Raw genomic sequence first — 24,480 nt, forward strand, 5'->3', positions numbered from 1 at the left:
GTGCATCCTCCTACACAAATATAAAATCGTATGTCACTTTCATCGTGTTTGTGCTCGTCTTTGTCACCGGTGTCGGAAGCAGGTTTCGTGCCCCTAACGATCCTAATTCCGCCATGAAAAATGAATACTCATCACGTAAGAAATATTCTCCACCCTTAACAGCTATTCCAGGATATCTATTTGGTAAGCTAGGCTGATTGATATTATAAGACAATCTATTCATTTGTAAATCATAAATAAAAAGTCCTAAACTTGTACGAACCGCAATTTCGTTTTTCTGTTGATTGTATGCCATTCCGTATGCAACAACGCTAGTATCGAAAATATTTTTCGCTTCAATGATGTTGAAACTACTGTCATACTTTGCCCATCGCAACGGGTATTGTCCGTTTACTTGTGTGGCTGATTCTCCTAAAACATAAAAGTCGGCTCCCACTCGCTCCACACTATATAAGGATGTGAAACCAGATAGTGTAATCGTACTCCGTGTTCCGTCCGATTTTTTCACCCGATATATAGTATTTTTGGTACCATGATTCCCTGCAACATAGTAAATAAAATCAGCGTCAGAAGTCATATCGTAAGCGACTGATGGATATGAAAAATGCGAATCCCAAACACGACCGATAGTGAAAGTTGCTGTTTTCCCGTTCGTTCCTGGAGTCACTAGTATTTCAACGATCTTCCTTGCCCCAGTTCCGAACGATTCGTACGTCCAGAAACTTGAACCATCGAAACACAGACCACCTCTATAATCGGAGTTGTTTGGTATCTCATTATTCCCTTTCAACGCCACATACCACTCATAGTTCTTCTGATAGTATCGTTGTGCTGATGCGGAAGATGAATCGACATTTGAATACCATACGACGGATGAAAACGTACCATTTGCTGCTTGCGTGGAAAAATCAAAAACAAAATGAGCGATTCCTTTATCTGTATAGCTTTCCGTAGCGTTAATCGTCCCACGTTTTGTATCCGTACCGACATACTCATTTTTGAAGGCATAGCCGACGATATCCCCCATCACCATACGCTCATTTTGCGGATTTTCTGGTCTTGAATCTGTCGTGAGGGCTAGCGTATCAAACGGGAAGTTTTTACTTGTGATAGGTCTCATATGCCATTCAGTAAAAGATTTACCGCTAGTCGACCACGCTCCGATTTTTGAATATTCATCCATCAAAATATACTCAAGATAATCTTTCATATTAATCGAAATAAAGTTTTCCGCGGTGATTTCTTCGACTTTTTTTCCGAATCGCTTTTCGTCAAAAAGCTCGATTTTTGTAAAACCCCGAATCGGAATCGAGCTGACTTTATGCTTCAGCATCTCAATAACTTCGCCAGTCACAAAGTTTTCTTTTCTAGCGAGTGAACGATACGCTCGTTCCATATCAAATTCCAATCTCCTCACCTCATTTCAATGTAATCTGTACGGTGTCTGATACAGCTGGGAATGTACGAATTTGTTCATGAGTCCGCCATTGTGTAATAGACTCCGTGATATTCGCAGATACAGGAACAACAACTTGCGTGCTGACAATTTGACCATTAACAACCGATTGGAAACGGCTTGTGTATGGTGAAATTGCGTTTTTCCATTGAATTTCTTCCGTCACATTCGCACGCGGTAAACGATCAAAAATACCACCAAGCAGGTTAGCCGCATACACAAACACTTGTAAACCGCGTGTATCAATAGTTAACGTCCCTGTGCTTGTTTTCATTTGTACATCTAAAAACGCCGAGCCAGGCGGCATTTGTAACAAAAGAAACGGAACACCGATTGTCACAAATCCGGTTTGACATGTTTGTTTTATTGTATTAAAAATCGGCTTTCCTCCATACATAAACGAAATTTCAACGTTCATCGTTGTAGAGGCTTGTCCAATCAATGACAGCCCGACCTGCGCATTCGCAGAACTAAAGTTTGTGATAACAAGAGAAAGAGCTGTTTGTACAGATGTTCCGATAGAAAGTGTTTTTTCATTCGTTCCCATAATAAAAGAAGGCTGGGACAAAGAAACATCCGATGAAGTGAGCTGATCTTGCTCTTGCATATGAATGCCCGGAATGATATACGACAACTCCACTTCATTTCGATACGGCTCGTCCGGGAAACGCCGCATACGAACAATCCGCGTCTGAACGTTGATTCCAAGTTCATCATCAAACACATTCACATAATCCCCAACAGAAAACTCATATTGTGGATTATCTGTCAACGCAGACAAATCGATGACTTTACACTGATACGAAATCACAGGCTGGGACAATACTTTCAGCTTTTCTTGTGCCGCGCGCATCAAATCTCCCGCAAGCAAAAACCGCTCATCTTCCCATACGTACTCTTTGCGATATTTTTGTTTTGCCTCAACCAATGGGATTCCTAAACTCGTGTACCAAGAGTAGTCCTCGACATACGGTTTATTGTCATTAACACTTTCAATAGACAGTCCGTTTTTTCCGTATGGATAGAGGACTGTCGCTTCCGGTGCACGAATCGTCCGCTTGATTTCCTTCAAGTTTTTTCGATAACGGAAGCCGTAGCCGCGATTCGTCCCGATCTGTTTGACAAGGTTGATTTCTTTTTTTACCGTATCAAATTGAATTTCATGACCGGTAATTTTCGCCCATTGTCGAATCGTCCAAAGCGCTGATTTCCTCTTTTCGCTCATCGAGTGCTGTGTTTCTTGTGACGACATCGCCTCTACACGCCCAACGACCCAACCTGTGCGCGAAATAATTTGTTCTAGTCCTGCTTTCGGTGTCTTTCTATCAATCGTTATCTCGATTAAAAACGTATCGAGCAATTTCACGAAATAAGACGGACAAATAACATCGAAAATCGGCTTTCCGTTGGCATCGCGTCCGTCATTCATTTCGGAAATAAAAAATCGCTTGCCCATATAGATGATTTCCATGTCGTTCATCATTACTTGGGCAAGACGATCGTCACGAGGAAGTGAGAACGTGAGCACTTCTGCATCATTCAGCGTTTCTTCATGCACAATATTGTAAGCATTTTTCAGAACACCAAGTGGTTTCCCAACAAGGTCATATAGCACCATCTGGTGTTCGATTTTTCTTGAAAAACTCAACGCTCTCACCTCCTACAAGAATCGTTCGCGCCATTCCACCGATACGTTTAGCGTATTTTGCGCCTCGACGGTCATTACATTTGTGCCCGGTTGCAAAGCCAAAAACGTGCCCGTCGTTTTGTCTAAAACGTTCGTATCGTTCAATAAAACGGTCATTTCATCACAATCGATTGTCAGTACATCGCTTGTTTGGATGGCATTTGAGATAGTTAGCTTGTCGCCCCCGAGCGTCAAAGACAAGGAATTTGTATTAGCGTTCGATATTTTTATTATCGGAAACACGTCATATGTTCCGTTATTGGCGAGAGTGATTTGTTTGTCGCTTGAAGTGATTTGCTTAGACACACTCGTCTTATTGACGCTATATGCGAATGGCTCGGCTTGAAACGCCACTTTCACAAGTGATATACCTTGCAAATGTTCCACGTCCACTTGCCCTGATACTTTGGCCATATAGTAAACATCTGGTGACGTATCGAAAATGAGTTGCTTTCGTTCTCTCGTGTAGAGCCATTGCGCCACTTCGCGAAGTTTAGCAATTCGTTCAGACCGCGTGCAACGAACACCGAATGTACATTCGATTCGTTTATCTTCCAACCATCCTGGAAAAAGAATATTCCCATCGCGTCCAGGAACAGATTCATAGGTGTCCCTCATATTTGATACAAGTGGCATCTTTAAATCTGTCACAAGAATGTCCATTTTCCTTGTGTGTTTTCCGTTGAAAGAAAGTCCTTTAGACATTATCTCATCCCCCTTGCTTTACGGGAGGATTGAGTGAGCGAATATAGCTCGCGTGAAACGCGATATATGTCCTCATCGTTTCTGACGACCATATTTTCGATGATGATTGTCGGTCCTCCGCTCGAAGCATCAACGTTACCAACCACATTCGTTTCAATGACATGCTGAATCGCTGCTGGCTTTATGCTTGGTAACGCAATATTTCCGATTTGTTGTCCGGCTTTTGCTACTCGTTTCGCCATATCGACAACGCTGTTTTCAACTAGCTTTGCATCGTCCGTAATCCCGATCGCTAAACCTTGTGACAAATAGCCTCCGTATTCTGCAAACAAACGGCTTGGGCTGCGAATTCCAAAGAAGTCTTTTATTTTATCAGTTAATCCAGAAAGCATAGACCTAACCTTGTCCCATAGCCAATCTGCCATGCTACTCATACCGTTCCATATACCACGAAGTAAGTCTTTACCGATTTCTATAAAGCTACTTGCCCAATTTCTTGCGGTGTTTTTAATTCCCTCCCATATGCTAATTAATGTGTCTCTTACACCACCAAAAATATTAGAAATAGCGCTTCTTAAGCTATTGAACGTGTTTTGTACTGTAGAAGATAAGCTACTCACGATATTACTAATACTCGTTTTGATACCATTCCATACATTCGATAAAAATGACGCGATTGCATTAAAAATAGTCGTTGCCGCTGTTTTTAATCCATCCCAAACGCCAACAACAGTTGTCTTAATTGTGTTCCAAACAGTTGAAAAAATCGTTTTGTATATGTTGAGTACGGTTGTAAAATACACTTTTATCCCTTCAAAAATGGCTGTAGCCGCTGTTTTTAGTCCTTCCCAAACCGTTGTGACTACCGTTTTAATACCTTCCCATATGGTTGTAAAAATCGTTTTATAAATATTGGATATCCTTGTAAAATACGTTTTCAGCCCATCCCAAACTACCACAGCTGTCGCTTTTATTCCTTCCCATGTTGCGGACAAAAATGCTTTAATTTCATCCCAGTTCTTATACAACACAACACCGACAGCTACTAATCCAGCAATTGCCCCGATCGCAATCCCTACTGGACCAGTAATAACGGCTATCGCGCTTGAAAAGACCCCTGCCATTCCGCCAGCGCTGGCCATCACACTTGCCAATGCTCCAAAACCTTGCATGGCGGTTCCTATAATCGACAATACAATGCCAATGGATGCAACGATCCCGAGCAAAACAGCTGAAATCGCCGCTCCAATTGCGATAAATCGCTGCATACCTACTGGTAAACTATTAAAAGCATTAAATAGACCTTGTAGAGCCTCAGCGACGATACGTATTGCGGGAGCTAGCGCATCACCAATCGAAATTTGTGCGGTTTCAATAGCGCCACCTAGTTCTTCGAGTGCTCCTTTCAAGTTATCCTTCATTTTTTCGGCTGCTTCTTTTGATGCCCCGCTTGAATTTTGGAGGGATTTTGTCAAAGAGTCTAATTTTTGCGGCCCAGCTTCAATTACTGTCAGCATTCCGCTGGCGGCTTCTGTGCCGAAAATAGTAGACAATGCAGCAAGTTTTTGAGCGTTGCTCATATTTTTCGTTTTTTCAGATAGCTGGCCGATAATATCGCCGAAAGGTAGCATTCGCCCTTGTGAGTCAGTTACTTGAATACCCAGTTCTGCAAGTGCCTCCCGAGCCTCTTTTGGCGGGTCTGAGAGTCGAATCAGAGCTCCACGCAATGTTGTACCAGCCTGCTCGCCACGGATACCATTATTGGCCATAATTTCTGTGGCCGCCGCAAGTTCCTCGAGGGAAATACCAAGCGATTTTGCTACTGGTGCGGCATACTTGAAGGTATATTGCATATCCTGAATGCCGGCCGCTGAATCATTGGCTGCTTGCGCGAGAACATCTGCCACTCTGGATGCTTCGGATGCTTCAAGACCGAAAGAGTTCAGCGCCGCCGATACTGTATCAGCCACTAGCGCCATATCCTCGCCGGATGCTTCCGCCGCTGCGATGACCCCTGGCATTGCGGCAAGAATCTGATTTGTGCTATACCCCATTTGCCCCATAATTTCCATACCTTGCGCTACCTCGGTTGCTGACTTGGAAGTTGACGAACCAAGATCAAGGGCAGCCTGTTTGAGCTTCTCTAATTCATTCGGCGTTGCCCCTGCAATCGCTCCAACTCGAGAAAGCTGTGCCTCAAAATCCATCGATTTTTTGACAGAAACACCTAATGCACCACTAATTGCTGCACTTGCTACACCGAACGAGGCAGCAATTTGCGCTCCAGACGATTGAAGGTTATTACCCACGTCTTGCAAGCGTTGGCCGGTCTCATTCAACTTGGTTTGTAGTTGTCCCCATGCTGTCGCTTGCTGTTCAATCGTTTGATTTAACTGTCGCAACTGCGCTTCGGTTTCTTTCATTTCCGCGGTCGCTTTGTTGTAGGCGATTAAGAGATCATTCGTTTCCTTCGCATCTGTTCCTTTTGCCTTTACGCTTTCATCATATAGTCGCTTTAATTCCGACACTTTCGTTTTCTGCAATTCCAATGTTTGAGCTAAGCTATTTGCTTTCGTACGCAACTGTTCAGACGTTGAGCCAAAATTTTCGATCCCAGCTGTTGCAGCGCGAAATTCGGAATCAATAACTTTGAGCTGTTGATCGATTTTTTGTAAACTTTGTGTTACTGCTTGCTCTAATTTGTTAAAACCGTTCGATTGCTTTTCAATCTCTTTATTTGTCTGTTGCAACTGAGCTTCAGTCTTTTTCATCTCTGCAACAGCTTTGTTGTAAGCGATGAGCAATTTCTCGGTTTCAGCTGCGTCTTTTCCTTTCGTTTGCGCACTTTCTTCATATCTGCGCTTTAACTCGGCTACTTTCGCCTCATGTAACTGTAGTTTTTGTGTGAGGGATTCCGCTTTAATTTGCAATCCTTCCAAACCATTTTCAAAATCCTTCACCCCACCGGTAGCCGCTTTAAACTCAGCGTCAACAAGCCTCAGCTTGCGATTGACTGCCTCAATGCTCGTCGTAAAATTTGCGCTATCTAAACCAAGCGACACTCGCAACGTACCCACTTCTGCCATCTTTTCACCACCTTTACAACAACTGCTCAATCATCAGCCGTTCTTTTCGTGTCTCTTTTTCTTCTGCGTAATCCAAAAGTTCAAAATAAAAACCGATGTCCATCTCATCCACGAGATACATCGGTATGCCGTTTTTAATGTGTGTTAAGTAAAACTCTTTCACCGCGTCATATGGGTCCATTTCAGACCCCGTTACACGTTTGGGTCGCTCGTTTTCGCCACTCCAATGACTTTATTCATGCAATCTGAAATCGTTGGAATTAATCGTTCTGCCGCAATGCCATCGTAAAATTCATCGACCGTGAATTGCCCGTTAAACAGTTCGACAATAAAAGCAATGATGGAATCCAGCGCCTCCACATCAATATTGTTAAAGTCATATTTTTTACGTAGTTCCAATGCGCGACGAAACATACGTGCTTTGACAAACGGAACAGTAAATGTTTTCTCCTGACCATTTACAAACAATGTAATTTGCATGTTTATCCCTCCATGTTATGAAATTGAAAAAGAGAAAGGGCTTCCCCTTTCCCTTTATGGTGTTGTTGTTTCCTGATACACGGCGCTAAACCAATTTTGAATGACTGTTTGATCTACACCTTGGTCTTTTGTATTCACCGATGCTTTCCATGCTTCATCAAATTCCCGCTTTACAAATTTCCCTTTTAGTGTAGGCGTTTGAAATTCGACCTTATCCCCTTTTGTTTTATATTGCTCTTCCGGTAATTCGAATTTCCCTTTGTATAGCCACACATATTTCTGTCCCCCGTTCGAAAGAGGAAGAATAAACCCAAGTGCGACATATGGTGCTGTATCGCCGCTTTTTTGAATAACGACGCCATCATCATTAATCGTTGCGCCTAACAAAAACGCCTGCATCTCTGTTGAAATGTCATCCACTCCGATTTCTACTTCAATTTCACCAAGAGACGAAGCAACTTCAGCTGGTCCGTCATCCGCATACAACGTTTCTGTGTTTACCTTCGGGCTAATTTTTGCTTCAATCGCCTTCGCTAATCGCTTCGGCGTATCGTACTGAACCCCGGTGAAATCGTCCTTAATCAACTTAGCGACATATGGATGTTTCAAACCGATTACTGCCATCTTATTCCCTCCTTAACAAACATAAGAAAATCGAATTGCTTTATGGTATGTTTTTGTTTCTTGTTCGAATAAATCCACTTCCGATGTGCGCCGAAATCCTGCTGCTATCATTCTTTCTTTGACTTGTTGCGCTAGATCGGTATAGTCCGTCTTGCTCCAAATGTCAATTTGAAAAAAGTGTGCCGTTTGTTGTTCTTCATCGTCCGCATTCAGCGCTGAAAACTGATTGTATTCAAAAAAGGTGATATACGTCTTTTCTTTTCCCTCATACGTTTGAAACGCGACTGGAACACCGAGAGGTTTTAGTGTGTCAATGATCATCTTATTTAAGCTCATAGCCTCAACTCCCGCCGAATGACATCGGCCATTTCATCTTGCACACGATCAATGTTCTCCTCAAAAGCTGGCTGCAAAAAGGGATGAGGGTCTGCTTTCGGATATTTTCGTCCTTTTTTCTCTCCTGCTTTTCGACCAAATTCGACAAACAACCCATAAAAACGATCGCGATCCGGTCCGATATCGACAGTTCCATCTTCTTTCATATCAGAAATCACAATGTTTTCGGCGAGTTTCCCCGTATCTCGTGGTGCTTTCTGTGAGGCTGCTTGCTGAACCACCTTTGCACCGGCAATAAGTGCTTCTTGTTTGACTTGCTCAGCTTCGTTCCCCAACGTCTCCAACTTCTTTAACAACTCTTGCATTCCCTCTAACTTAAAGCCCATCACATCACTTCCTTTGCCACAATCGTCATCGTGACATTACGCTCATCATCATTAATGACAGACAAAATTTCAAACGTGCGTCCTTTATATTGAATACGCATATCGGGTGTAATCCCCGCTGTGTAGCGCACGACAAAACGAACTGTATTTTCGTTTTGCGTTGTCGCCGCTTCGTAATACTCCCGTCCGCGCAACGTTTTGATCGCTGCCCATAAATGATGACGGTCTTGCCATTCATTTATGATGAATCCATTTTCATTTTGTTCCTCTACTTGCTGCTGGATTGTAATCCGATGTTTAAATTGGTTAGTCAGTCGCCGCGCCATTTGTCATTGCCTCCTGCACAAAAAATGGCGTCAATGCATCAAAGGCTTTGCCCATTTCTTCTTCGCTCACCCGATATTCGTAGAAAATAGAAGCAACGATGAGCACTAAATGATCTGCTTCCGTTCCTGTTGCGTTTTTTACATACTTTTTGGCTGTTTCTAAATAAAAAGAGAGCATGGCATCTTCCATGCTCCCATCGATTCGCAAATGTTCCCTTAACATGTCAACAGAGACTGCCATGCCCCTTCACCCGCTTACGCATTTAGCTCAAGCTTAAAGACAGACGGCTCAAACGGACCGTAGACAAGCTGACCGTCATTCAAATGCCAAATTTTAAAACCGACATGGTTTGTATCTGCATATTTTTCAATTAATTTCGTCACTTCCATCGTGCCGATGACATCTTGAATGTAGAACGTTGAAAAGTCACCAAAATACAGGCGTTGAATGTTTGGTGTATTTGCATCAACAAAGTCCGTCACGTCAACCGGAAAGCCGAGCAAGCGATAGCCGAAGCCACCTTCTAACCCGATATCTGGGCGCAAAAGTGGAAAGCCGTCTGCCGTTTTAATCGTTTCGATTGCCGTTAATGCAGCACGGTTAATCATCCAACGCGCATTTTTAAGCATGGACGTTGGCAAACTGTTTTTAAGTTGCACAAACTTGTCGTAAATGTCCGTTGCTGTCGGCGTAAAAGCGACGGCCTTGCGAATCAACGCGCCAGGATTGTCAGCGCTATTGAAGAAAAACTCAGCTTCTTCACGTACGTAAGCTTTCTTTAATTCGTCCACAACGATTCGTTCCACATTCATCTCGCTCATTGCAAGAAGTTTCTTTGTCACAAGCACAAGCGCATCCGTTTCCGTTGGATTCAAATAGTACTCATCAAATTCAATATCCGTCTCTGGAATCGGCTGATTCAATGCACGCTCTGTTTTCACACGGTTTGCTTTCGCTTTTTTAATTAAAATTGGGAAGCCTTGTGTCCCTTTTGTTTGTACAACCTTTCCGTATTTTCGTAACAAGTTTTCTTCTTGAGCATAAGCGATAATTTCTTTCGCCAACGATTCTGGAACAAGTACATTGCCGCCGTGCGTCTGAACTCCCATTGCCCGCGCTTCACTTTCACTAATTTGACCTACAAGGTACCGACAAAAGGCATTGCGCGTTTTCATTTCATTTGTTTTTACTTGGACACGAGAGGAAAGAGATTGATTAATCATATTTGTTAAACCAGCACGCTGTTCTTGTGTTAAGATGGAGCGCTTTTCTCCTTCGCCCTCGTCTTGTTCTTCATCGTCTTCGTTCTCATCATCTTCTTCCCCTTCACCAGCTCCGTTGCCATTATTATCGTCTGTCTCATCAAACTCTGCGAGAGCCTCGTTTACCGCATCCAAATCAGCTGTCAATTCATCGACTTCTGCCTGTACTTCTTCCATTGAACGAGTTTCAGAACCTTTTTCTAATAACTCTTTAAGCTGTTTTAATCGTTTTTCTAATTGTGCTTTACGCCGTAATAAATACTTTTTCATCGCTTCAACGCCTCCTCAATTCGCTTAATCAATTTTTGTCTTTCATAATGCAGTTCACGCTGCTCCGTGAACCGATCGCGGACGTACGCTTCCGTATCCTCATACGCCGGAAGGCTTACAATGCTAATTTCATAAAGTTTTACTTCTTGAATCTTTCGTTGTGCTGGTTCAACATCCCAATTCCACGAATCACGAACGACTTGGAAACCAAACGAACATTGATTGATATCGCCACGTTGCATGGAAATCATTAAGTCTTTTGCCCAGATCGTATCTGGTGGCGTAACACGGAATTTCAACCCTTTCTCATCTTCTTCGAGCGTGAGCGTACCGCTTTTCGTCCGCCCTAAAACATAATCCCAATTGTGATTAAAGAGCGCACGGACATCCGCTTTTTCCATTAATGATTTGGCGAATGCTCCTTTCGCAATTGTTTCTTGAAACATATCTCCAATCATGGTCGGAGAATCAAAAATGCTCGCATAGCCTTCAATGACTTGCGAGCTTCCTTCGGTTCCAGCGCGTATTTCAATGTTCGAGAGCGTAAAAATTCGCTTTTCTTTCTCATTCATGGCGTCTCACCTCCTTTAATCACCTTTTTTAACGTCGCCTCCAGATTATCGAGACCGATTAAGTCTTTTGAAATGTATAGTTTTTTCGCTTCTTCTTGCTCTAAACGATCAAATCCAAGCATTTCGCGCGCATCGTTCGGTGTCGCAATGGACGTTCGCACCAAGTTGTAAGCAATGTCCGTTTTCGTTTTCATTGTCACATAATCTAATGGGTTAATCTTGAAGCGAATCCGGCGCCCGCCTTGAGGGAAAAATAACTTTGACAAGTGCTGCTCAAGATTTTTTATAATCGGACGCAGTACAGTCGTATAAAGCATCATCATGAATTGCTCCATATCCGTCTTTTGCAACTCAAGCAAATGTTCCAAGTCCACACCAAAAAATTTGCCTAAGTCTTTTTTGTACACCGAAAGATATTTAAGAATTTTCTCGTCATCCACTGGACTTTGTAACGCTTCAATCTCATATCCTTTGCTAAGTGGAATTAGCTGAATTTTATTCCCTTGTCCAGTCTGTTCTAACTTGTCAAGAATGGCCATAATCATTGCATTTTGTGCTTGGTTATTCGGTGCAATATGCGTATCCAATTTCAACAAATACGCAAGCAATCCACCTTTTCTATACTTGTCTGTTAAACTGTTTTCCGCATTCATGACCCCTTCAAGCGTTTGGCGTGCTAAATCTAACAATCCCACACCGTCTAAATGATTTGTCCCAATATTTTTGACGTGAACAATCATTTCCGCAGGGATTTGAACACCACCAACGCTGTAAATTTTGCTTCCGTCCTCTAACAATTCGGAGTAGACACCGTTTAATACGTGCCATTCATTTTCGTTTTTGAAAACGTAGACTTTTCCTCGTATTAAAAGCGTGTTGACGATAAGCTTTTTCATTTCAAATTCAGTCAAATATTGATTCGGATTGCGCAAAATCCGCAACGTATACGGATCATTGACGTCGTTTCCCGCCTCGTCCTCAATAAAAAAATCAGTGAGCGCAATTTGGTCACTGATTAGTTTCATTAAATTATAAATGTCGGACGATTGCAGAATGTTTTCGTCTGTCACATAACCGCCGTAATTCCAGCAAAAGTTACTAAAAACATTGTACTTAGAGCGTTTAAACCAACCCGAAAGCCGCTGCCATAATCCCAATCGTTCTCACCTCCTTTACCGCTTATAAAGCACTTCGATCATTGCCATATACTCTTCTTCACTAACATCTATCATCATGTTCATCGTTTCCTTATGAGCTGTAAGCATGGCCACAAAGCCATCAATTTTATACTGACTTTGCTTTTTTGACGGTGCTTTGAGCCCTTGTGTATTGATAAAAGCAACGACATTTTCCGTACAGTAAATCAATAATGGATTATCGGTTTCGACGCGCCCCTCATACATTAAAATTTCTAAATCATCGAAAGGTGCATTGAGTGTGGAAGGATATTGCCGTACTTCTACGCAATCAAAACCTTCCATTTCTAGCTTTTCAACTAGCTTGACCGCATGTGCTGGGTCATAGTTAATTTGTTTAATATCATACATTTGAGATTGTTCCTTAATGTACTCAAACACCATATCGTAATCGATCGTTTTCCCTTCGCACAACGTCACAAAACCACGTTCCACTAAATGACGATAAGGGATGTTTTCCATCTTTTCCCGAGCTTCTAGCCCTTCCGATGGAATGAAATACATTTGTTTTACTTTCAATTTTGCTTTTCCGCTTTCGTCCACAACAGGGAAGTTTAAACTCACACACGTTAAGTCGGTTGTTTTCGATAAATCCAAGCCGACCACGCACGTCATGCCCATTAAATCACCTAAGTCATTGACTAAACATCTTTCAACAATATCTCTTTCAAAATAAGTACCACTAGAACGAACGAAAATGTTTAAATGCTTTGCTAAAAACTCATCTTTTCTTTCCGCGGACACTTGCGCCTCTTTAAACTGATTCATCAAATAGTCTTTTTTCACCGAAATCCCGTAGTTTGGATTCACTTTCGCCCAAACTGTAGGATCATCCCATCGATCGCCTTTATCTGGCTCATAAATGAGCACAAACCAAGAATCATCGTCAATTTCACCATTCAAAATCTTTTTGCAGTAATCATAAATTTGTAAACCGACAGACGTTGTACCTTTGCCAGCTGTCGAAACGATCATCATTAACGGCTGTCTCCTTGCACCCATGCCAGACTTTAAAACATCGTACATATCCGCATTTCCTTGCGCATGTACCTCGTCTAAAAGAACAAAATGAGGATTTTTCCCATCAAGTCCTTTCGTTTCTCTAGACAATGGCTGCAATGTATTTTTAAACTTCTTGCCATTGACCGTAAAGGAATAAACGATCGCATTCACGCCGCCTTTTGGTCCCTTATAAATTTGTGTTCGCTGATTCAAGTCTGGACTATTTTCAATCGTAATCGCTATTTTTTTCGCAGATATGTTCGCTTGCTCTTTATCTACCGCAGCAGTGTAGCATTCGGCACCAAACTCACCATCTGCATATAACGCATAGGTTGCTGCACCAGCTGCAATCGTTGTTTTTTCATTTTTCCGCGGAACTTGAATATAGCTTGTACGAATCACTCGCACATCTTGGCCGTTATCGTCTTTCTTTTTCCAACCATAAATGTTTGTGAATGCAAACCGTTGCCAATCTTTTAATTCGTAATGTCGTCCTGCGACTTCTCCTTCCGCATAAATACAAAACGTTTCCATAAAATCCATCGCCCGATTAGCAGCGTCTAAATCAAGCCAAATATCTTTTCGTTTTTTCCAACGTTCATAACGCTCAACAGCTTTCTGGACCGTTTGCGGATACTTCTTTTTGTTTCGTTTCACCTTCTTTGCAAACTGGTCAGCATAATTAACACCACGCTCGATCATAAAACATCAGTCCCATTTATTCGCAAATGCTTGAAAAGCGTCTGTTGTGGCGTTCGCCACTTCCCCAGTAATCTGTTTTTGCGTTTTTGGCGTCAATCCTAACTGTTCCAACAACTTGCTCATTTTCGTATTCCAATCGGCCGTTTGTTGAGCAAGTGGATGCTTCATCTCATTTGTTGCACCAGCTTTGTTTGTATGTGATTTTGTTGCAGGAAATCCTTCTTCTTGCCACTTTTCATACACTTGCGAATAAACCATGTAGGCATCTAAGTACAACTCTAGCAACGGCTCAAGTGACTTGTTGTAAGTGCCATTTTCCTTGAGTAGACCAACAATCCGCTCCCGTTCCTTTTTTCGCTTTTTCGTTAGTGCCGCTTTTATTTTTTTATCCAAATTTCACACCCCCTTTGAAAATTTCATTTTGGCGCACGTTTACCGCCGGCCGCGGTCTTTTTCCCACAATCACCCAAAAACCAAGGGTAGGGGGGCTAAATGTAATAAATATACATTATATCAACAAAAGAAATACGGTCGTTCCTCCCACTTCCGACTTCCTTCTTCAACCTTCTTATGGCACGATTCGCAAAGCAAAATAAGATTGCTAGGGTCAAGTTTAAGAGAAGGATTTTCGCTAATCGGTACAATGTGATGGATGTGCGCCTGACGCCCAAATACAAATCGTCCACATTCTTTGCAACAGCCACCGTCACGTTCATAAATGTATTCACGCATTCGCTGCCACTCCAGTGACCGATAGAACGGTTTATTTTTCGACTGGTGCTTTCGTTTAGGCTTATGTTCATCGCAATACAAACCTCGAACAATGCGACGATTACAGCCATTATAGTTGCAATACCGCATTATTTATCAGCTACTTTACTTTTAGTCGTTGCTTTGTTTTGTGCCGGTTTCTTCTCTGTCATCTCTTCTTTTCGCTCCATTACAACTCGCTTACTTTCTGAATCCCACTTTTGAATATGCGTAGCCGTTTCCCGAATGATTTGCATGTGTATCAGCTCCTTTCATAAAATAAAAAGCACCCCGAAGGATGCTAATCAGTTAAGAAAGAAAATATTGAATCCAAACATAAAAACCAACCAAACTCGCAAAACTCCCAAATACATTCCCTATCTTATGCGGCAGCCGAATGGACTTTGCAAAGAAAAAAGCAAAGGCATAAAACACAAACATTAATAGTATAAGCCAAACAAGTTTTAACGCTAATGACCACATCGTTTTTTGGACAACTGCAGTTACCTCGCCCAAACTATTCTTTCTCCTTTCTTGAAAAAGTCAAAATCAATGAAAGTTTTTCCTTGAAAACACTAAATAATTAATAGGAATCTCGAATTAATCTTTACTTTTCATGTCATAATTTAAATTACTTATCAGTTCATAAAAAAACAACGCTGTGGAACGCAATCTTACGTTATTAACTGTAGTTAGAGTCAGATATACTACAAATATGCCAATAGCTATAATGTTCAGAATTAACCCTAAAATTTTATTTGCTTCTTTTAGTAAATTGTACATACTTATTACTAACCCAAAAATCGCAAATAACAAATTTAGGTTTGCGGGATTATTTAATTCCACAAACTCTTTTGCCCTCGCCTTAACAATTAGATGCTGGGTATCATCCATCTTCTTTAAGGATCTAATATTTCTGTTGATATCTTCTAAACTTAACGGTGATCTTTTAGGAAACAAGTGATAATTAACAAATTCGCTAAGCTCCTTATCACCTTTTCTGGTTGCTTTGATTAAATCCTGAATAAAGATTGCATCGTATTCATTCGATTTGAAGTCTTCTTGCATTATATCCCTCCTTCCGCCTACTCAATACGACAAAATGAGTCATTTTCCTGCACTATTCGTTCGCCAAATATCGACAAAACAATAACCGCCACTCCATACGAAGTGGCGTCCCGCTTCAACCAAAGTCTTTCGCGTTATCATCATAGCATGTCTGAAGCAAAATAGTCTGTCATCCTCATGATAAAATCCTTCCTTTTTTCTGACACTTTTCAAAAAAACAAATAATCTGCTGTTTTTTTCCTCTTCTGTCGTAGCTCATTCCCAAAATCTAGATATGGTTGCAGCAACGAAATTATTGGAAAATTGATCCTCAAAGTTTCCTTCTGGTCTTACTACGAATTTACGTTCACGAATATAGTAAAAATGGGATGTTAGTAAATAGGCACCATAAACATTTTCTTTAAGAAAATAGGGATCTTCCAAAAAATTCACAAACTCTTCTGGTAACACTTCTCCTTTTTGTCGAATCGATTTACAAAGTATAATTTCTTCTCCTTTATAAACACGTAACTCTCCATCGAAAAACTTTTGCAAAGCACTTGTATCTATTACTGGTATTCCCTTTATTTTAGTGCCCGATCCATAAAAACAACTTAATAGGACAAAAGGCTGAATATTAAGTGTCGCTAGCTCTCTCTCATTAATTCCTAATCGCTCACAAAAATCTTTAGGATTACGTTTAATATATGTTACAGCTTTTTCAGCTTGATACACCCCTTTTTTTATTTTACTATCAACATTGAGGTGATCCCAAGGCTCCATAGGTTCTATCCGATTTTTCAATTGTCCAAGGAATAAGTAGGAGCCCTTGCGAGCAATCAAATCAATATCTCCTCTATCTGTTTCACCTTCATATTCATAAGAATAATGGAATCGTTTTGGATATACATTAAATCCGTACTCTTCAAAACGTTTTCTAGTTACTTCTTCAAAAATGTCTCCCCGATCACTCAACCGAATGCCCAGTCTGTTGAGATGATAAATAAAAGTTTTTGAAAAATTGTTCATCATGAACAAAGAAGGAATGATCATTACTGTTCCTGTGTTCGTCACAAGAGGTTTACAATACAAGTCAAATAATTCATCGTTTCCAAACGTATATAGGTTTATTAATTTCTCAATATCGCATTTCGATACTTCACGTTTAAAAATTTTCGACATAATCGGGATAAAAACGTCTGCAATTCCCTTTACAGAAATTGCAAGATATGGTGCCATAACTTCCTTTTGATATTTATCTCTGAAATGTTGTGTTGCTTCATAGTACAACAGGGCTAAAATCTTTAAACAATAATAAAAAATAAACATTTCAAAACAGTTAATCCCCCGTACCTCTTGCTTCTCTAGAGTAGTAATGTACGTATCATCAAGGATCAGCAAATAGTTTTGATAAGATTCTTCCATCGCGCGTTTAAAAGCTTCCATAAAAGTACTACTTGAGATGTTTAACTTAAAATCATTTCCAGAAGGTTTAACCTGTATGATTCGATCATAATCAATCTTTTCCTTAGCCCAACTAAAACGATTTTCTGAAACTTTTGGCAAGGTTCGGTGTGCATTTTGCATCCGAGCATGTTTACGAAGTATTGGAAGTCGAAATCGTTTATACTCTTCAATATCTTTGTATATAAAAGTCACCTGTTTTTCTTCCATAATCATTTTCATATGATGAAGAGCTAGCTCATCACAAATCCAGTGTAGATAGTTAAGTGATCGAATAATAGGGTACATCCTTTCCATAAATTTTGAACCTAGTTCCGCCACATATGGTAAGTTGGTATCTTTTCCACGAAAGCGATTATTTCTTTCACTTTCTTTCCAAATTTTCAACATAACATTTAGAGCTGTTATACTACTTTCATAATTTGTTTCCATACCATAGCTATAGAAGAAATAAAAAAGTCTTTCATAATTATTCGGTTTTCTACTTAGTATTTCCAAATTAAAATTTTCAAAAATAGATACAATAATGTGCAATGCAACAACCGGATGAAATCGATAAAGTTCCTCTAGTACCAACTTATACTGATCTACATACCATTCCATCTCATTATTAAGCAATCGACACTGCTGAACATATTCATTATCCAAGATTCCTTGTTCAACGCACCAGTTCATTAATGGATCACAGAAGATACTTGTACGATTATTGTCTTCTGATTTATTTAAAAAAAGCAAATATTTCCTTAAATACAAAGATATTTCTTCTTCTTTCCCTTCTGTTATCTTTTGTGAAGCAACCCGTTTAAATTGTTTCTTTGCTTGCTTATAATTTTTGCGATTTAAGAGGCGTATAATTTCTTTTATTTCTGCTTGCATTTTAATCCCCCTTCTACACAGCGTTACTCTTTTATTAACTCCCCATATCTTATATTGTGTGTAATTCGACATTTCGACAAATTCATTGATATTCCTGCCACCTACAGACGTGAAAAAATAAATTACACAACCAAAAATTTATGTGTAATTCATAAAAACAAACAAAAATGCTCACCCATGTTCATAAGTGAGCTCGTTCAAATTTTAAATTTTGTCATAGCTCGATCCATTGAGTCTTGATTGACTCCGATGTACGTAAGCGTGATTTCTGGTGATGAGTGATTAAATATCTCTTGTAGCATGGCCACATCTTTCGTCTGCTGATAAAAATGATAGCCGAATGTTTTACGAAGTGTGTGCGTGCCAATTTCACTTAATCGGAAGTGTTCAGCTGCTTTGCGCAATATTTTGTATGCCATGCTACGACCAATAGGTTTATTTCTTCCGTTGCGACTTTTGATTAAATACTCATCATCATTTTTCCCTACAATATACCGATTCAATTCTCTTTTTAAAGCTGGCGTAATACGAATACGCTTTTGTTTTCCGGTCTTCTTCTCACGGATATTAATATGTGTGCCCTTTACATCTCCAACTTTCAACTTTAGAATATCCGAAATGCGTAAACCGGTATTGATACCAAGCAAAAATAACAAATAATTACGTTCGTTCTGCTCTTTTAAATACTCCTTAATCGCTTGAATCTTTTCTTGATCGCGAATTGGCTGTACAAAATTCATTTTTTATACACCTCGATTCTAAGCGCAAAAGCAAGTTTGTAAAACGCTCGTGATTTCAACCGATAATATTTCCGCTCGCTCATCCCAAGTTCATTATACACTTCGTAATCGTAAACATCTTCTTCAGACATATACCGTTGAATAATGATTGCCCTTTCCCATTTGCTTAGTCGATTAACAACATTAATAACTCGCCTAATATATTCTTCCCTCTCCCACTCATAATCAACATTTCGTATTGCAATATTTTCCGTGGAGGAATGAATTTGATTAGTTGCTGCTGAAACGAGAGAGTAGCTCTGCGTGACTTTCGGAAGTTGATCCAATCGTAAAGTCAGCAAATATATACGATATTTTTCTAATGCCGCTTCAACTGCTTTTTTCGTCGCAACACGATCAATCTCTGGAAGCATGAATTCTAACTTCTTTTCCATTGCGCCATCCCTCCTTATCGCTGTCGAAATGCCCCGCCCTTACCGCGTCTATACACTGGTCGACCAACGCCCATTAATTCCTTAATATCTCGCTCCGTCAGCCGCTCTTTTCCTCGTTTCTTTTTACGCGCTTTCTTCTGACGTTGCTGAACTTTATTGACTTTCATCCATTTTTTTAATTCCTGCTGGATTGTTCGCATTGTACCTCTCCCTTTCGTTTTTCTGATAAAACAAAAGAGGACACCAATCATACAGAGATAACTTTGCTATCCTGTACAATCAGTGTCCTCACGCTCTCGGTCTTGGACATATTTGGTTTTAATTCCATTATATCAAAACAGCTGTCTTTTGTAACAAGATTCGGAACGTTTCTCTTCCTTTCGGAGTAACGAGCGTTTGCACGTCAGCTCGTCCATTTCGTTCCCATTCTTTCAATTCAAACAAAGACGGAACATATTGAGCATACGGTTTCAGCTTTCCTTTCTGATCACGATAAATGTATTTCTTATCAATAAGCCACTCAACAAAAGCTTTTGGCTTCACTTTTAACTCTTTTGCTGTGTCACGGAAGTTTGTCAGCAACCGCCGATCAACAAGTGCGTCAAAATAATCGGCTTTTGGTTGCATCATGGCAATCTGCTCATTTTGTTTTCTAACGGTTTCTAATGTAGCGCGAAATAATAGTTTCGTTTGTTCATCGGCGTGCTTGAGATACGTTTCTACAAATAAATCATCATTCGCTACATAGCCGCCGGTTTTTCTAATCGTTGGAATAACCTCATGCGTAATCCAGCGTTTAAATTGACGCGCTTCCTGTTTCCGGCTCCCTAAAATTAATGCATATAACCCTGGTTCGTTTACAATGAATGTTTCTTGCTTTCTTCCTAGCGAATCGATGACCGGAATTAAACTCCGCTCATCTTCATCAAGCCTTTGGACAGCCTTTCTGGCGTCAGCGATGTCCAGAATTTCACATACATCCTTTGCTACAAACCAAACTGCGTCATTTTTTATAATCGTTCTCACTTGATTGCCACTGTAAGTAAACACCTTTTGTAATTGGTTCATTCTTCTTCACCTCACTCAATCCTCAAAGAAATCAAAACCAACCATATCGTTAAATTCTTGTGTGAATCGCTTTGCATCATAAACGGCTTGAATCACTTCTTTTAATGCATTTTCGTACTTCTCGATTTTTGCTTGTTGTTTCTCAGCGATATTCATATATAAAATCAACCCGCCAACGATTTTATTTGCGATGTCTGGATCAATTTCTGGTGTTGCGTAATATTCGTTGATTAACACCTTGTCGTAATACTGTCTTAGCACTTTTAAATCATGTTCCATTTTAGGGGTCCTCCTGTTTGTATAATATTTGTACTACAAATCTTCTTTTAATGGAGAAATCCATACTCTACTATACTTTTCGATCAGCTGATGTTTCGTCATTTTATGCAACTGAAACGTTCCATCGCAATATTCATAAACAATGTTTCCGTCGAAGTCCTCCCCATGCACGTACAGAAGTTCCTGCTCTGCTTCATTCTCAAAAAGACAGTTATATACTTTTCGTAGTCTCACTTTTCCCACCACAATTTTTCTCCACAGTAAGGGCAATGAAGTAATCCAAATCCATTCGCTACTTGCTCCCATATCTCATTGCAATGATCTGCTACATAAAGTAAAACGAATTCTACATGACATTTACTACACACATTAATGGGAAGTTGAACATTGAAACTAACTTCAACTTTATCTCCGTGTTTCCTCATTAACTACGCCTCCTAAAACGGCAAATCATCTTCACGTGGCCATTTGCTGTATGTGCCCCAGTTTTGTGGATCATTACGCCATCGCTCGGCTTCGATTTCTTCGTATTTGTCGTATAGAAAGTCAAAAAGCTGACGTAAAAATTCGCTCTCCGGGGATCCAAATGCACTTTCGGAAAAGCTGATGTAATCCTTTAGCTCCAATACATCGTCTTCAGAAATTGGCGGCAATTTAATCACGCTATCACCTCATAAGGTTATAAATGCCCTCAACTGTTGCCCTCGTTTCATTCGTAATTCACCATCCGATAATCCTTTTAACGCTTTATCACTTTTACAAATTGGACATTGCACAAGATGCTGTTCTTCGAAGTCTTGCGAAACTGCAAACACCACTTCACAACCCTTGCATTCATACACATGAACCGCAATTTTCACTTCAAAACAACTCGCTTTCCTCGTATTTTATCCGCGCGGTTTTTCCTTTTGCTGTTTCAATAATCGTATATCCATGCTCAACCGCTTCCGCTACTTTCGCTTTCCCTTGCACGCCGTCAACGACAATCACAAGCACCTTCCCTGGCACGACGGGGTGTGAAACGATCATATTATCTGTATCAATCTGCAACTCTTGTGCTCTTTTACTCACCGGAATCCCTCCGTTGTGGTATAATGAAGTTAGGCTGTCGGGAGGAGTCCCGGCTTTTTTATTTTATCCAATCACTTTCCATCCGCGTCGAAGTCGGCTTTGTAGCTCATACTTGCGCAACGGCTCATATACATAAACCGCATCGCGATTTTCCTTTCGATATAGCAAATACCACTTGGCTTTCCGCTTACGACGTTTCATTCAGCATTCACGTCCGAATTTATCTTCTCAAGCGCAACTAAGTGCGCGTATTTAAATTTCAGCACTTCGCAATATACGATGGCATCGACCATTTCCTGTTGCAAGTGCTCTAACCATCCGACAAATGTGTAGTCACTTGGATTGACGGTTGTGCCGTATTTTTCAATCCCCTTTTCCGTTTGTGTTTCGAGCAATTTTTGCACGTTGCGAAGTATTTGGTTTTTGTTAAGCTCGTTCATCCAATGCTTCGCGTCCATCTCAATACCCACTTTCCTGGCGATGATGGTTGACTGCATTTTTGCGCATATACGCTGCCTCAACTTCATCCCAAGTAAATCCGAGCGTTTCCATTAATCCGACATAGAGATTGAACGTCCATTCCCATTGCTCTTTAATGTTCGCGAGCCTTGCTTGGTCGTATAGCGCTAAAAATTGTGCATCGAGCGATATTTTTTTGATTGGGATAATTTCAATTGACGGTTTAACATGAATCTCGTTGCCAATCGACAAGAGAAAATGCAATACATCTGCGCCTTCTTCAAGAATTTTTTCTTTCGATGAAGGTCCTTTGTTGCTCCAAAACTTAAAGCATCGAGTTTCGTTTGCCAGCTCCCCGATCTCTACGAGTAAGGCAAGTAACTTAGAGTAAATTCTTCTGTCATCAGGTTGCCTTGGATGATGCTTCTCAATCCGCTCATCCAGTTCCCGCTGCATGTCAAAAAGCTTGGATAAATCCATCATTTTGCTCCCCTTTTCTTTCTGTTTTGTGGCCAGCGCCAATCAATGATTCGACGGTTATCTTCGTCGTAATATTTTTTGCGTGGACGGCTTCGGTACGCCTCTAACTCTTCTGGCGTTAAGTAACTGACGACAACTGGGCCATGTAATGATTTACGGCTCATCGCAATTCCCCCAATCGCTTTTGAATTTCTTCAAGCGCCATTTGTTTGTATCGATTCGGACAATCTTCATAGCGAACAATGACATATAGCTGTCTAAGCGTTGCTTTTGACCAATTCATCGTGATTACCCTCCATTCGCTCGTATTCCCGTTGAATTTCTTCGATCGTCAGTTTTGATAGCGCTCGCCCGTCTGTTGCAACGAAAACGCCCTTTCGCCGTAGACGCTGAATCAATACATGTTTGAGTAAAAGCAACTGCTTCACCTCCGAAAAAAGCGATCAAGTTTTGACAACGAGTATGGTTTGCCGTTGATTTCAAGCGAAACAAGATGTTCTCTAGTAATCTCGTATCGCTCTAACACGTCACGTAACGCTGCTTCGGATTGAATGCTTCCAGTGAAACCAACAATTCTCCCAACGTCGTTTCGATACTCTAAGCGAATCCAAATCGGGTACGGCATAGCGTTCACCTAGTCATCATTGCGATATTTTTTCAGTCGCTCTTCTAACTCACGCCGTTTGCGTTCGAGCGCTTCTTGATCCGTCTCGGCTTTTTGTTCATATTGCGAATAATCGGTGTTAAGCCAGTCTGGAATAACTTCCGTTCGAACGGCTTTTTTCCTATTCGTGCTAGAACCATTACGCTTCTTGGATTGCTGCTCTTTAAATGCTTTTTGTGCTGCATGCACTTGTTCGACGGTTTGATATCCCTTGTCTACCCAGTCGCGCAAAATGGTTTCAACGTACTTCCATGTCTTGACGCCATTTTCTACTGCAATTTTCATCGCTTCTAAAACCAGTGTTTCAGATGTGTCATCGATCCAAGTTGAAATCTTTTCGCTTATGTAGCCACCAATCGTGCCAAATCCGTTTTGTTCAAAGAAAGCGAATGGATTCTCGCGCACGCGTGCTTCTTCTACTTCTTCTTTTTTCTCTGTAGTAATCTCTGTAGTATTCTCTGGTATTGGTCTGTTCAAATTGAGCGCTTCGTCTGTCCATTTTGAACAGATGGACTGTTCATTTTGAGCAGATGGACTGTCGATTTCGTCAGTCGTCTGTTCATTTTGAGCAGTCGAGGTGTCATTTTGAACAGTCGTCTGTTCAAATTGAGTGAGTTTCTCATAATCAATGCGATACCATTTTGTTTTATCGATTTTGGACTTATTAAAATTACTGACAATAATAAGCCCCTTTTCTTCCAACTTGTTGATAATGCGGCGAATCGTGCTGATCGACCAAAATGGGAATTGCTCTTGCCACTCCTCGTATGTGTTGTATACCCACTTATAACCTTCGTGAATGTGATTGCTTCGCTCAAGCCAGTAATGTAACTGCTGCAGCACGATACTTTCATTCAAGCCGATCGTAGCCGCTAGTGACGGTAAAATCACTAACGGCTCTTCATCCATTAAAAGTCTTGTCGCCATGTATATCCCCTTCCTCCCTTGCTTTCCGCACTCCGTTTTGGCATAATAATCCTAGAAGTCTGAAATAAAAACCTGTATATCACCTTTTCCTAGTTGTTTGGCTATTTCTAACGCGATTTGGCGGCACTCG

37 protein-coding genes are annotated in these 24,480 nt (G+C 40.7%); all 37 read right to left on the minus strand.

All coding sequences use genetic code 11. From position 1 onward, the window contains the following. Positions 1–10: 10 nt before the first annotated feature. The 37 genes from ES017_RS06695 to ES017_RS06870 all read right to left on the minus strand — a co-directional run bounded on the left by ES017_RS06695 (position 11) and on the right by ES017_RS06870 (position 24,350). A complete protein-coding gene (locus tag ES017_RS06695) occupies positions 11–1,408 on the minus strand; it encodes a hypothetical protein (RefSeq protein WP_216367465.1) in 1,398 nt (465 codons plus the stop codon). 10 nt (positions 1,409–1,418) lie between these two features. Continuing rightward, positions 1,419–3,104: a phage tail protein gene (locus ES017_RS06700; RefSeq protein WP_216367466.1), complete on the minus strand. Its 1,686-nt coding sequence runs from the start codon at positions 3,102–3,104 to the stop codon at positions 1,419–1,421. A 12-nt stretch (positions 3,105–3,116) separates the two neighbouring features. After that, positions 3,117–3,848: a distal tail protein Dit gene (locus tag ES017_RS06705; RefSeq protein WP_171334901.1), complete on the minus strand. Its 732-nt coding sequence runs from the start codon at positions 3,846–3,848 to the stop codon at positions 3,117–3,119. After that, positions 3,848–6,934 (minus strand): phage tail tape measure protein, encoded by a 3,087-nt coding sequence (locus tag ES017_RS06710; RefSeq protein ID WP_216367467.1) that lies wholly within the window; start codon positions 6,932–6,934, stop codon positions 3,848–3,850. Before ES017_RS06710 ends, ES017_RS06705 begins: the two co-directional genes overlap by 1 nt. 13 nt (positions 6,935–6,947) lie before the next feature. Continuing rightward, complete coding sequence (locus tag ES017_RS06715; RefSeq protein ID WP_155732709.1) at positions 6,948–7,115, minus strand: hypothetical protein; 168 nt, start codon at positions 7,113–7,115, stop codon at positions 6,948–6,950. Between the two features lie 11 nt (positions 7,116–7,126). Beyond that, positions 7,127–7,414 carry a phage tail assembly chaperone G gene (gene gpG, locus ES017_RS06720; protein WP_171334902.1) on the minus strand — a complete coding sequence of 96 codons (288 nt, stop codon included), beginning with the start codon at positions 7,412–7,414 and terminating at the stop codon, positions 7,127–7,129. A gap of 54 nt (positions 7,415–7,468) precedes the next feature. After that, a complete protein-coding gene (locus tag ES017_RS06725; protein WP_171334903.1) occupies positions 7,469–8,038 on the minus strand; it encodes a major tail protein in 570 nt (189 codons plus the stop codon). Between the two features lie 12 nt (positions 8,039–8,050). Beyond that, the gene (gene gp17 / locus ES017_RS06730) at positions 8,051–8,374 is read right to left on the minus strand and encodes a tail completion protein gp17 (RefSeq protein WP_171334904.1); all 324 of its coding nucleotides are present in this window, start codon (positions 8,372–8,374) and stop codon (positions 8,051–8,053) included. Then, positions 8,371–8,760: an HK97-gp10 family putative phage morphogenesis protein gene (locus tag ES017_RS06735; RefSeq protein ID WP_171334905.1), complete on the minus strand. Its 390-nt coding sequence runs from the start codon at positions 8,758–8,760 to the stop codon at positions 8,371–8,373. Before ES017_RS06735 ends, gp17 begins: the two co-directional genes overlap by 4 nt. Continuing rightward, positions 8,760–9,086, minus strand: coding sequence for a phage head closure protein (locus ES017_RS06740; protein WP_171334906.1), 327 nt, complete (start codon positions 9,084–9,086; stop codon positions 8,760–8,762). The genes ES017_RS06735 and ES017_RS06740 overlap by 1 nt, the downstream gene beginning before the upstream one ends. After that, positions 9,067–9,327, minus strand: a complete 261-nt coding sequence (locus ES017_RS06745; RefSeq protein ID WP_171334907.1) for a head-tail connector protein — start codon at positions 9,325–9,327, stop codon at positions 9,067–9,069. Before ES017_RS06745 ends, ES017_RS06740 begins: the two co-directional genes overlap by 20 nt. Positions 9,328–9,341: 14 nt before the next feature. After that, positions 9,342–10,619, minus strand: coding sequence for a phage major capsid protein (locus ES017_RS06750; protein WP_171334908.1), 1,278 nt, complete (start codon positions 10,617–10,619; stop codon positions 9,342–9,344). Further along, the gene (locus ES017_RS06755) at positions 10,616–11,191 is read right to left on the minus strand and encodes an HK97 family phage prohead protease (RefSeq protein ID WP_171334909.1); all 576 of its coding nucleotides are present in this window, start codon (positions 11,189–11,191) and stop codon (positions 10,616–10,618) included. Before ES017_RS06755 ends, ES017_RS06750 begins: the two co-directional genes overlap by 4 nt. Continuing rightward, on the minus strand, positions 11,188–12,348 hold the full coding sequence (locus tag ES017_RS06760; RefSeq protein ID WP_253263365.1) for a phage portal protein: 1,161 nt from the start codon (positions 12,346–12,348) through the stop codon (positions 11,188–11,190). Before ES017_RS06760 ends, ES017_RS06755 begins: the two co-directional genes overlap by 4 nt. Positions 12,349–12,363: 15 nt before the next feature. Further along, on the minus strand, positions 12,364–14,091 hold the full coding sequence (locus ES017_RS06765; RefSeq protein ID WP_171334910.1) for a terminase large subunit: 1,728 nt from the start codon (positions 14,089–14,091) through the stop codon (positions 12,364–12,366). 6 nt (positions 14,092–14,097) lie between these two features. Beyond that, complete coding sequence (locus ES017_RS06770) at positions 14,098–14,484, minus strand: phage terminase small subunit P27 family (protein WP_052481234.1); 387 nt, start codon at positions 14,482–14,484, stop codon at positions 14,098–14,100. A 120-nt stretch (positions 14,485–14,604) separates the two neighbouring features. Next, positions 14,605–14,823 (minus strand): HNH endonuclease, encoded by a 219-nt coding sequence (locus tag ES017_RS15925; protein ID WP_244463808.1) that lies wholly within the window; start codon positions 14,821–14,823, stop codon positions 14,605–14,607. 128 nt (positions 14,824–14,951) lie between these two features. Beyond that, positions 14,952–15,098, minus strand: coding sequence for a hypothetical protein (locus tag ES017_RS06780; RefSeq protein ID WP_171334911.1), 147 nt, complete (start codon positions 15,096–15,098; stop codon positions 14,952–14,954). A gap of 343 nt (positions 15,099–15,441) precedes the next feature. Further along, positions 15,442–15,909 (minus strand): hypothetical protein, encoded by a 468-nt coding sequence (locus ES017_RS06785; RefSeq protein WP_171334912.1) that lies wholly within the window; start codon positions 15,907–15,909, stop codon positions 15,442–15,444. 255 nt (positions 15,910–16,164) lie between these two features. Next, on the minus strand, positions 16,165–18,228 hold the full coding sequence (locus ES017_RS06790; protein WP_171334913.1) for a hypothetical protein: 2,064 nt from the start codon (positions 18,226–18,228) through the stop codon (positions 16,165–16,167). A 197-nt stretch (positions 18,229–18,425) separates the two neighbouring features. After that, the gene (locus ES017_RS06795; RefSeq protein WP_019417133.1) at positions 18,426–18,968 is read right to left on the minus strand and encodes a site-specific integrase; all 543 of its coding nucleotides are present in this window, start codon (positions 18,966–18,968) and stop codon (positions 18,426–18,428) included. Beyond that, positions 18,965–19,402, minus strand: a complete 438-nt coding sequence (locus ES017_RS06800) for an ArpU family phage packaging/lysis transcriptional regulator (RefSeq protein WP_019417134.1) — start codon at positions 19,400–19,402, stop codon at positions 18,965–18,967. Before ES017_RS06800 ends, ES017_RS06795 begins: the two co-directional genes overlap by 4 nt. A 14-nt stretch (positions 19,403–19,416) precedes the next feature. Further along, positions 19,417–19,602, minus strand: coding sequence for a hypothetical protein (locus ES017_RS06805; RefSeq protein ID WP_171334914.1), 186 nt, complete (start codon positions 19,600–19,602; stop codon positions 19,417–19,419). A 127-nt stretch (positions 19,603–19,729) separates the two neighbouring features. Continuing rightward, the gene (locus tag ES017_RS06810) at positions 19,730–20,470 is read right to left on the minus strand and encodes a phage antirepressor Ant (RefSeq protein WP_019417136.1); all 741 of its coding nucleotides are present in this window, start codon (positions 20,468–20,470) and stop codon (positions 19,730–19,732) included. Positions 20,471–20,485: 15 nt separating this feature from the next. Beyond that, a complete protein-coding gene (locus ES017_RS06815) occupies positions 20,486–20,749 on the minus strand; it encodes a hypothetical protein (protein ID WP_019417137.1) in 264 nt (87 codons plus the stop codon). A 33-nt stretch (positions 20,750–20,782) separates the two neighbouring features. Then, entirely contained in the window at positions 20,783–20,983 is a 201-nt protein-coding gene (locus tag ES017_RS06820; RefSeq protein WP_143249235.1) for a hypothetical protein, read from the minus strand. 203 nt (positions 20,984–21,186) lie between these two features. Continuing rightward, complete coding sequence (locus ES017_RS06825; protein WP_019417140.1) at positions 21,187–21,411, minus strand: hypothetical protein; 225 nt, start codon at positions 21,409–21,411, stop codon at positions 21,187–21,189. A gap of 9 nt (positions 21,412–21,420) precedes the next feature. Continuing rightward, positions 21,421–21,609: an FmdB family zinc ribbon protein gene (locus tag ES017_RS15930; RefSeq protein WP_019417141.1), complete on the minus strand. Its 189-nt coding sequence runs from the start codon at positions 21,607–21,609 to the stop codon at positions 21,421–21,423. 1 nt (position 21,610) lies between these two features. Beyond that, positions 21,611–21,820, minus strand: a complete 210-nt coding sequence (locus ES017_RS06835) for an XtrA/YqaO family protein (protein WP_019417142.1) — start codon at positions 21,818–21,820, stop codon at positions 21,611–21,613. A 63-nt stretch (positions 21,821–21,883) separates the two neighbouring features. Then, on the minus strand, positions 21,884–22,021 hold the full coding sequence (locus tag ES017_RS06840; RefSeq protein WP_019417143.1) for a hypothetical protein: 138 nt from the start codon (positions 22,019–22,021) through the stop codon (positions 21,884–21,886). Continuing rightward, positions 22,018–22,278: a hypothetical protein gene (locus tag ES017_RS06845; RefSeq protein ID WP_075039656.1), complete on the minus strand. Its 261-nt coding sequence runs from the start codon at positions 22,276–22,278 to the stop codon at positions 22,018–22,020. Before ES017_RS06845 ends, ES017_RS06840 begins: the two co-directional genes overlap by 4 nt. 1 nt (position 22,279) lies before the next feature. Beyond that, positions 22,280–22,762 carry a dUTP diphosphatase gene (locus ES017_RS06850; RefSeq protein WP_253263366.1) on the minus strand — a complete coding sequence of 161 codons (483 nt, stop codon included), beginning with the start codon at positions 22,760–22,762 and terminating at the stop codon, positions 22,280–22,282. Next, the gene (locus ES017_RS06855; protein WP_167333728.1) at positions 22,759–22,923 is read right to left on the minus strand and encodes a hypothetical protein; all 165 of its coding nucleotides are present in this window, start codon (positions 22,921–22,923) and stop codon (positions 22,759–22,761) included. Before ES017_RS06855 ends, ES017_RS06850 begins: the two co-directional genes overlap by 4 nt. Then, complete coding sequence (locus ES017_RS16095; protein WP_019417147.1) at positions 22,920–23,042, minus strand: hypothetical protein; 123 nt, start codon at positions 23,040–23,042, stop codon at positions 22,920–22,922. The genes ES017_RS06855 and ES017_RS16095 overlap by 4 nt, the downstream gene beginning before the upstream one ends. Beyond that, positions 23,017–23,187, minus strand: coding sequence for a Fur-regulated basic protein FbpA (locus ES017_RS06860; protein WP_368737188.1), 171 nt, complete (start codon positions 23,185–23,187; stop codon positions 23,017–23,019). Before ES017_RS06860 ends, ES017_RS16095 begins: the two co-directional genes overlap by 26 nt. Continuing rightward, positions 23,184–23,384 (minus strand): hypothetical protein, encoded by a 201-nt coding sequence (locus tag ES017_RS06865; RefSeq protein WP_009362110.1) that lies wholly within the window; start codon positions 23,382–23,384, stop codon positions 23,184–23,186. The genes ES017_RS06860 and ES017_RS06865 overlap by 4 nt, the downstream gene beginning before the upstream one ends. Positions 23,385–23,393: 9 nt before the next feature. Further along, the gene (locus ES017_RS06870) at positions 23,394–24,350 is read right to left on the minus strand and encodes a DnaD domain-containing protein (protein ID WP_171334916.1); all 957 of its coding nucleotides are present in this window, start codon (positions 24,348–24,350) and stop codon (positions 23,394–23,396) included. Between the last annotated feature and the right edge of the window lie 130 nt (positions 24,351–24,480).

The sequence above is a fragment of the Anoxybacillus sp. EFIL genome (assembly GCF_013096955.1).
GTDB lineage: Bacteria > Bacillota > Bacilli > Bacillales > Anoxybacillaceae > Anoxybacillus > Anoxybacillus ayderensis.

Excerpts from the sequence above, each read along its gene's own strand:
- ES017_RS06705 (WP_171334901.1), bottom strand. The coding sequence starts at position 3,848 with ATGTCTAAAGGACTTTCTTTCAACGGAAAACACACAAGGAAAATGGAC.
- ES017_RS06710 (WP_216367467.1), bottom strand. The coding sequence starts at position 6,934 with ATGGCAGAAGTGGGTACGTTGCGAGTGTCGCTTGGTTTAGATAGCGCA.
- ES017_RS06715 (WP_155732709.1), bottom strand. The coding sequence starts at position 7,115 with ATGGACCCATATGACGCGGTGAAAGAGTTTTACTTAACACACATTAAA.
- gpG (WP_171334902.1), bottom strand. The coding sequence starts at position 7,414 with ATGCAAATTACATTGTTTGTAAATGGTCAGGAGAAAACATTTACTGTT.
- ES017_RS06725 (WP_171334903.1), bottom strand. The coding sequence starts at position 8,038 with ATGGCAGTAATCGGTTTGAAACATCCATATGTCGCTAAGTTGATTAAG.
- gp17 (WP_171334904.1), bottom strand. The coding sequence starts at position 8,374 with ATGAGCTTAAATAAGATGATCATTGACACACTAAAACCTCTCGGTGTT.
- ES017_RS06735 (WP_171334905.1), bottom strand. The coding sequence starts at position 8,760 with ATGGGCTTTAAGTTAGAGGGAATGCAAGAGTTGTTAAAGAAGTTGGAG.
- ES017_RS06740 (WP_171334906.1), bottom strand. The coding sequence starts at position 9,086 with ATGGCGCGGCGACTGACTAACCAATTTAAACATCGGATTACAATCCAG.
- ES017_RS06745 (WP_171334907.1), bottom strand. The coding sequence starts at position 9,327 with ATGGCAGTCTCTGTTGACATGTTAAGGGAACATTTGCGAATCGATGGG.
- ES017_RS06750 (WP_171334908.1), bottom strand. The coding sequence starts at position 10,619 with ATGAAAAAGTATTTATTACGGCGTAAAGCACAATTAGAAAAACGATTA.
- ES017_RS06755 (WP_171334909.1), bottom strand. The coding sequence starts at position 11,191 with ATGAATGAGAAAGAAAAGCGAATTTTTACGCTCTCGAACATTGAAATA.
- ES017_RS06765 (WP_171334910.1), bottom strand. The coding sequence starts at position 14,091 with ATGATCGAGCGTGGTGTTAATTATGCTGACCAGTTTGCAAAGAAGGTG.
- ES017_RS15925 (WP_244463808.1), bottom strand. The coding sequence starts at position 14,823 with ATGCGTGAATACATTTATGAACGTGACGGTGGCTGTTGCAAAGAATGT.
- ES017_RS06780 (WP_171334911.1), bottom strand. The coding sequence starts at position 15,098 with ATGCAAATCATTCGGGAAACGGCTACGCATATTCAAAAGTGGGATTCA.
- ES017_RS06785 (WP_171334912.1), bottom strand. The coding sequence starts at position 15,909 with ATGCAAGAAGACTTCAAATCGAATGAATACGATGCAATCTTTATTCAG.
- ES017_RS06790 (WP_171334913.1), bottom strand. The coding sequence starts at position 18,228 with ATGCAAGCAGAAATAAAAGAAATTATACGCCTCTTAAATCGCAAAAAT.
- ES017_RS06795 (WP_019417133.1), bottom strand. The coding sequence starts at position 18,968 with ATGAATTTTGTACAGCCAATTCGCGATCAAGAAAAGATTCAAGCGATT.
- ES017_RS06800 (WP_019417134.1), bottom strand. The coding sequence starts at position 19,402 with ATGGAAAAGAAGTTAGAATTCATGCTTCCAGAGATTGATCGTGTTGCG.
- ES017_RS06805 (WP_171334914.1), bottom strand. The coding sequence starts at position 19,602 with ATGCGAACAATCCAGCAGGAATTAAAAAAATGGATGAAAGTCAATAAA.
- ES017_RS06810 (WP_019417136.1), bottom strand. The coding sequence starts at position 20,470 with ATGAACCAATTACAAAAGGTGTTTACTTACAGTGGCAATCAAGTGAGA.
- ES017_RS06815 (WP_019417137.1), bottom strand. The coding sequence starts at position 20,749 with ATGGAACATGATTTAAAAGTGCTAAGACAGTATTACGACAAGGTGTTA.
- ES017_RS06840 (WP_019417143.1), bottom strand. The coding sequence starts at position 22,021 with ATGAAACGTCGTAAGCGGAAAGCCAAGTGGTATTTGCTATATCGAAAG.
- ES017_RS06845 (WP_075039656.1), bottom strand. The coding sequence starts at position 22,278 with ATGGACGCGAAGCATTGGATGAACGAGCTTAACAAAAACCAAATACTT.
- ES017_RS06850 (WP_253263366.1), bottom strand. The coding sequence starts at position 22,762 with ATGATGGATTTATCCAAGCTTTTTGACATGCAGCGGGAACTGGATGAG.
- ES017_RS06855 (WP_167333728.1), bottom strand. The coding sequence starts at position 22,923 with ATGAGCCGTAAATCATTACATGGCCCAGTTGTCGTCAGTTACTTAACG.
- ES017_RS16095 (WP_019417147.1), bottom strand. The coding sequence starts at position 23,042 with ATGAATTGGTCAAAAGCAACGCTTAGACAGCTATATGTCATTGTTCGC.
- ES017_RS06865 (WP_009362110.1), bottom strand. The coding sequence starts at position 23,384 with ATGCCGTACCCGATTTGGATTCGCTTAGAGTATCGAAACGACGTTGGG.
- ES017_RS06870 (WP_171334916.1), bottom strand. The coding sequence starts at position 24,350 with ATGGCGACAAGACTTTTAATGGATGAAGAGCCGTTAGTGATTTTACCG.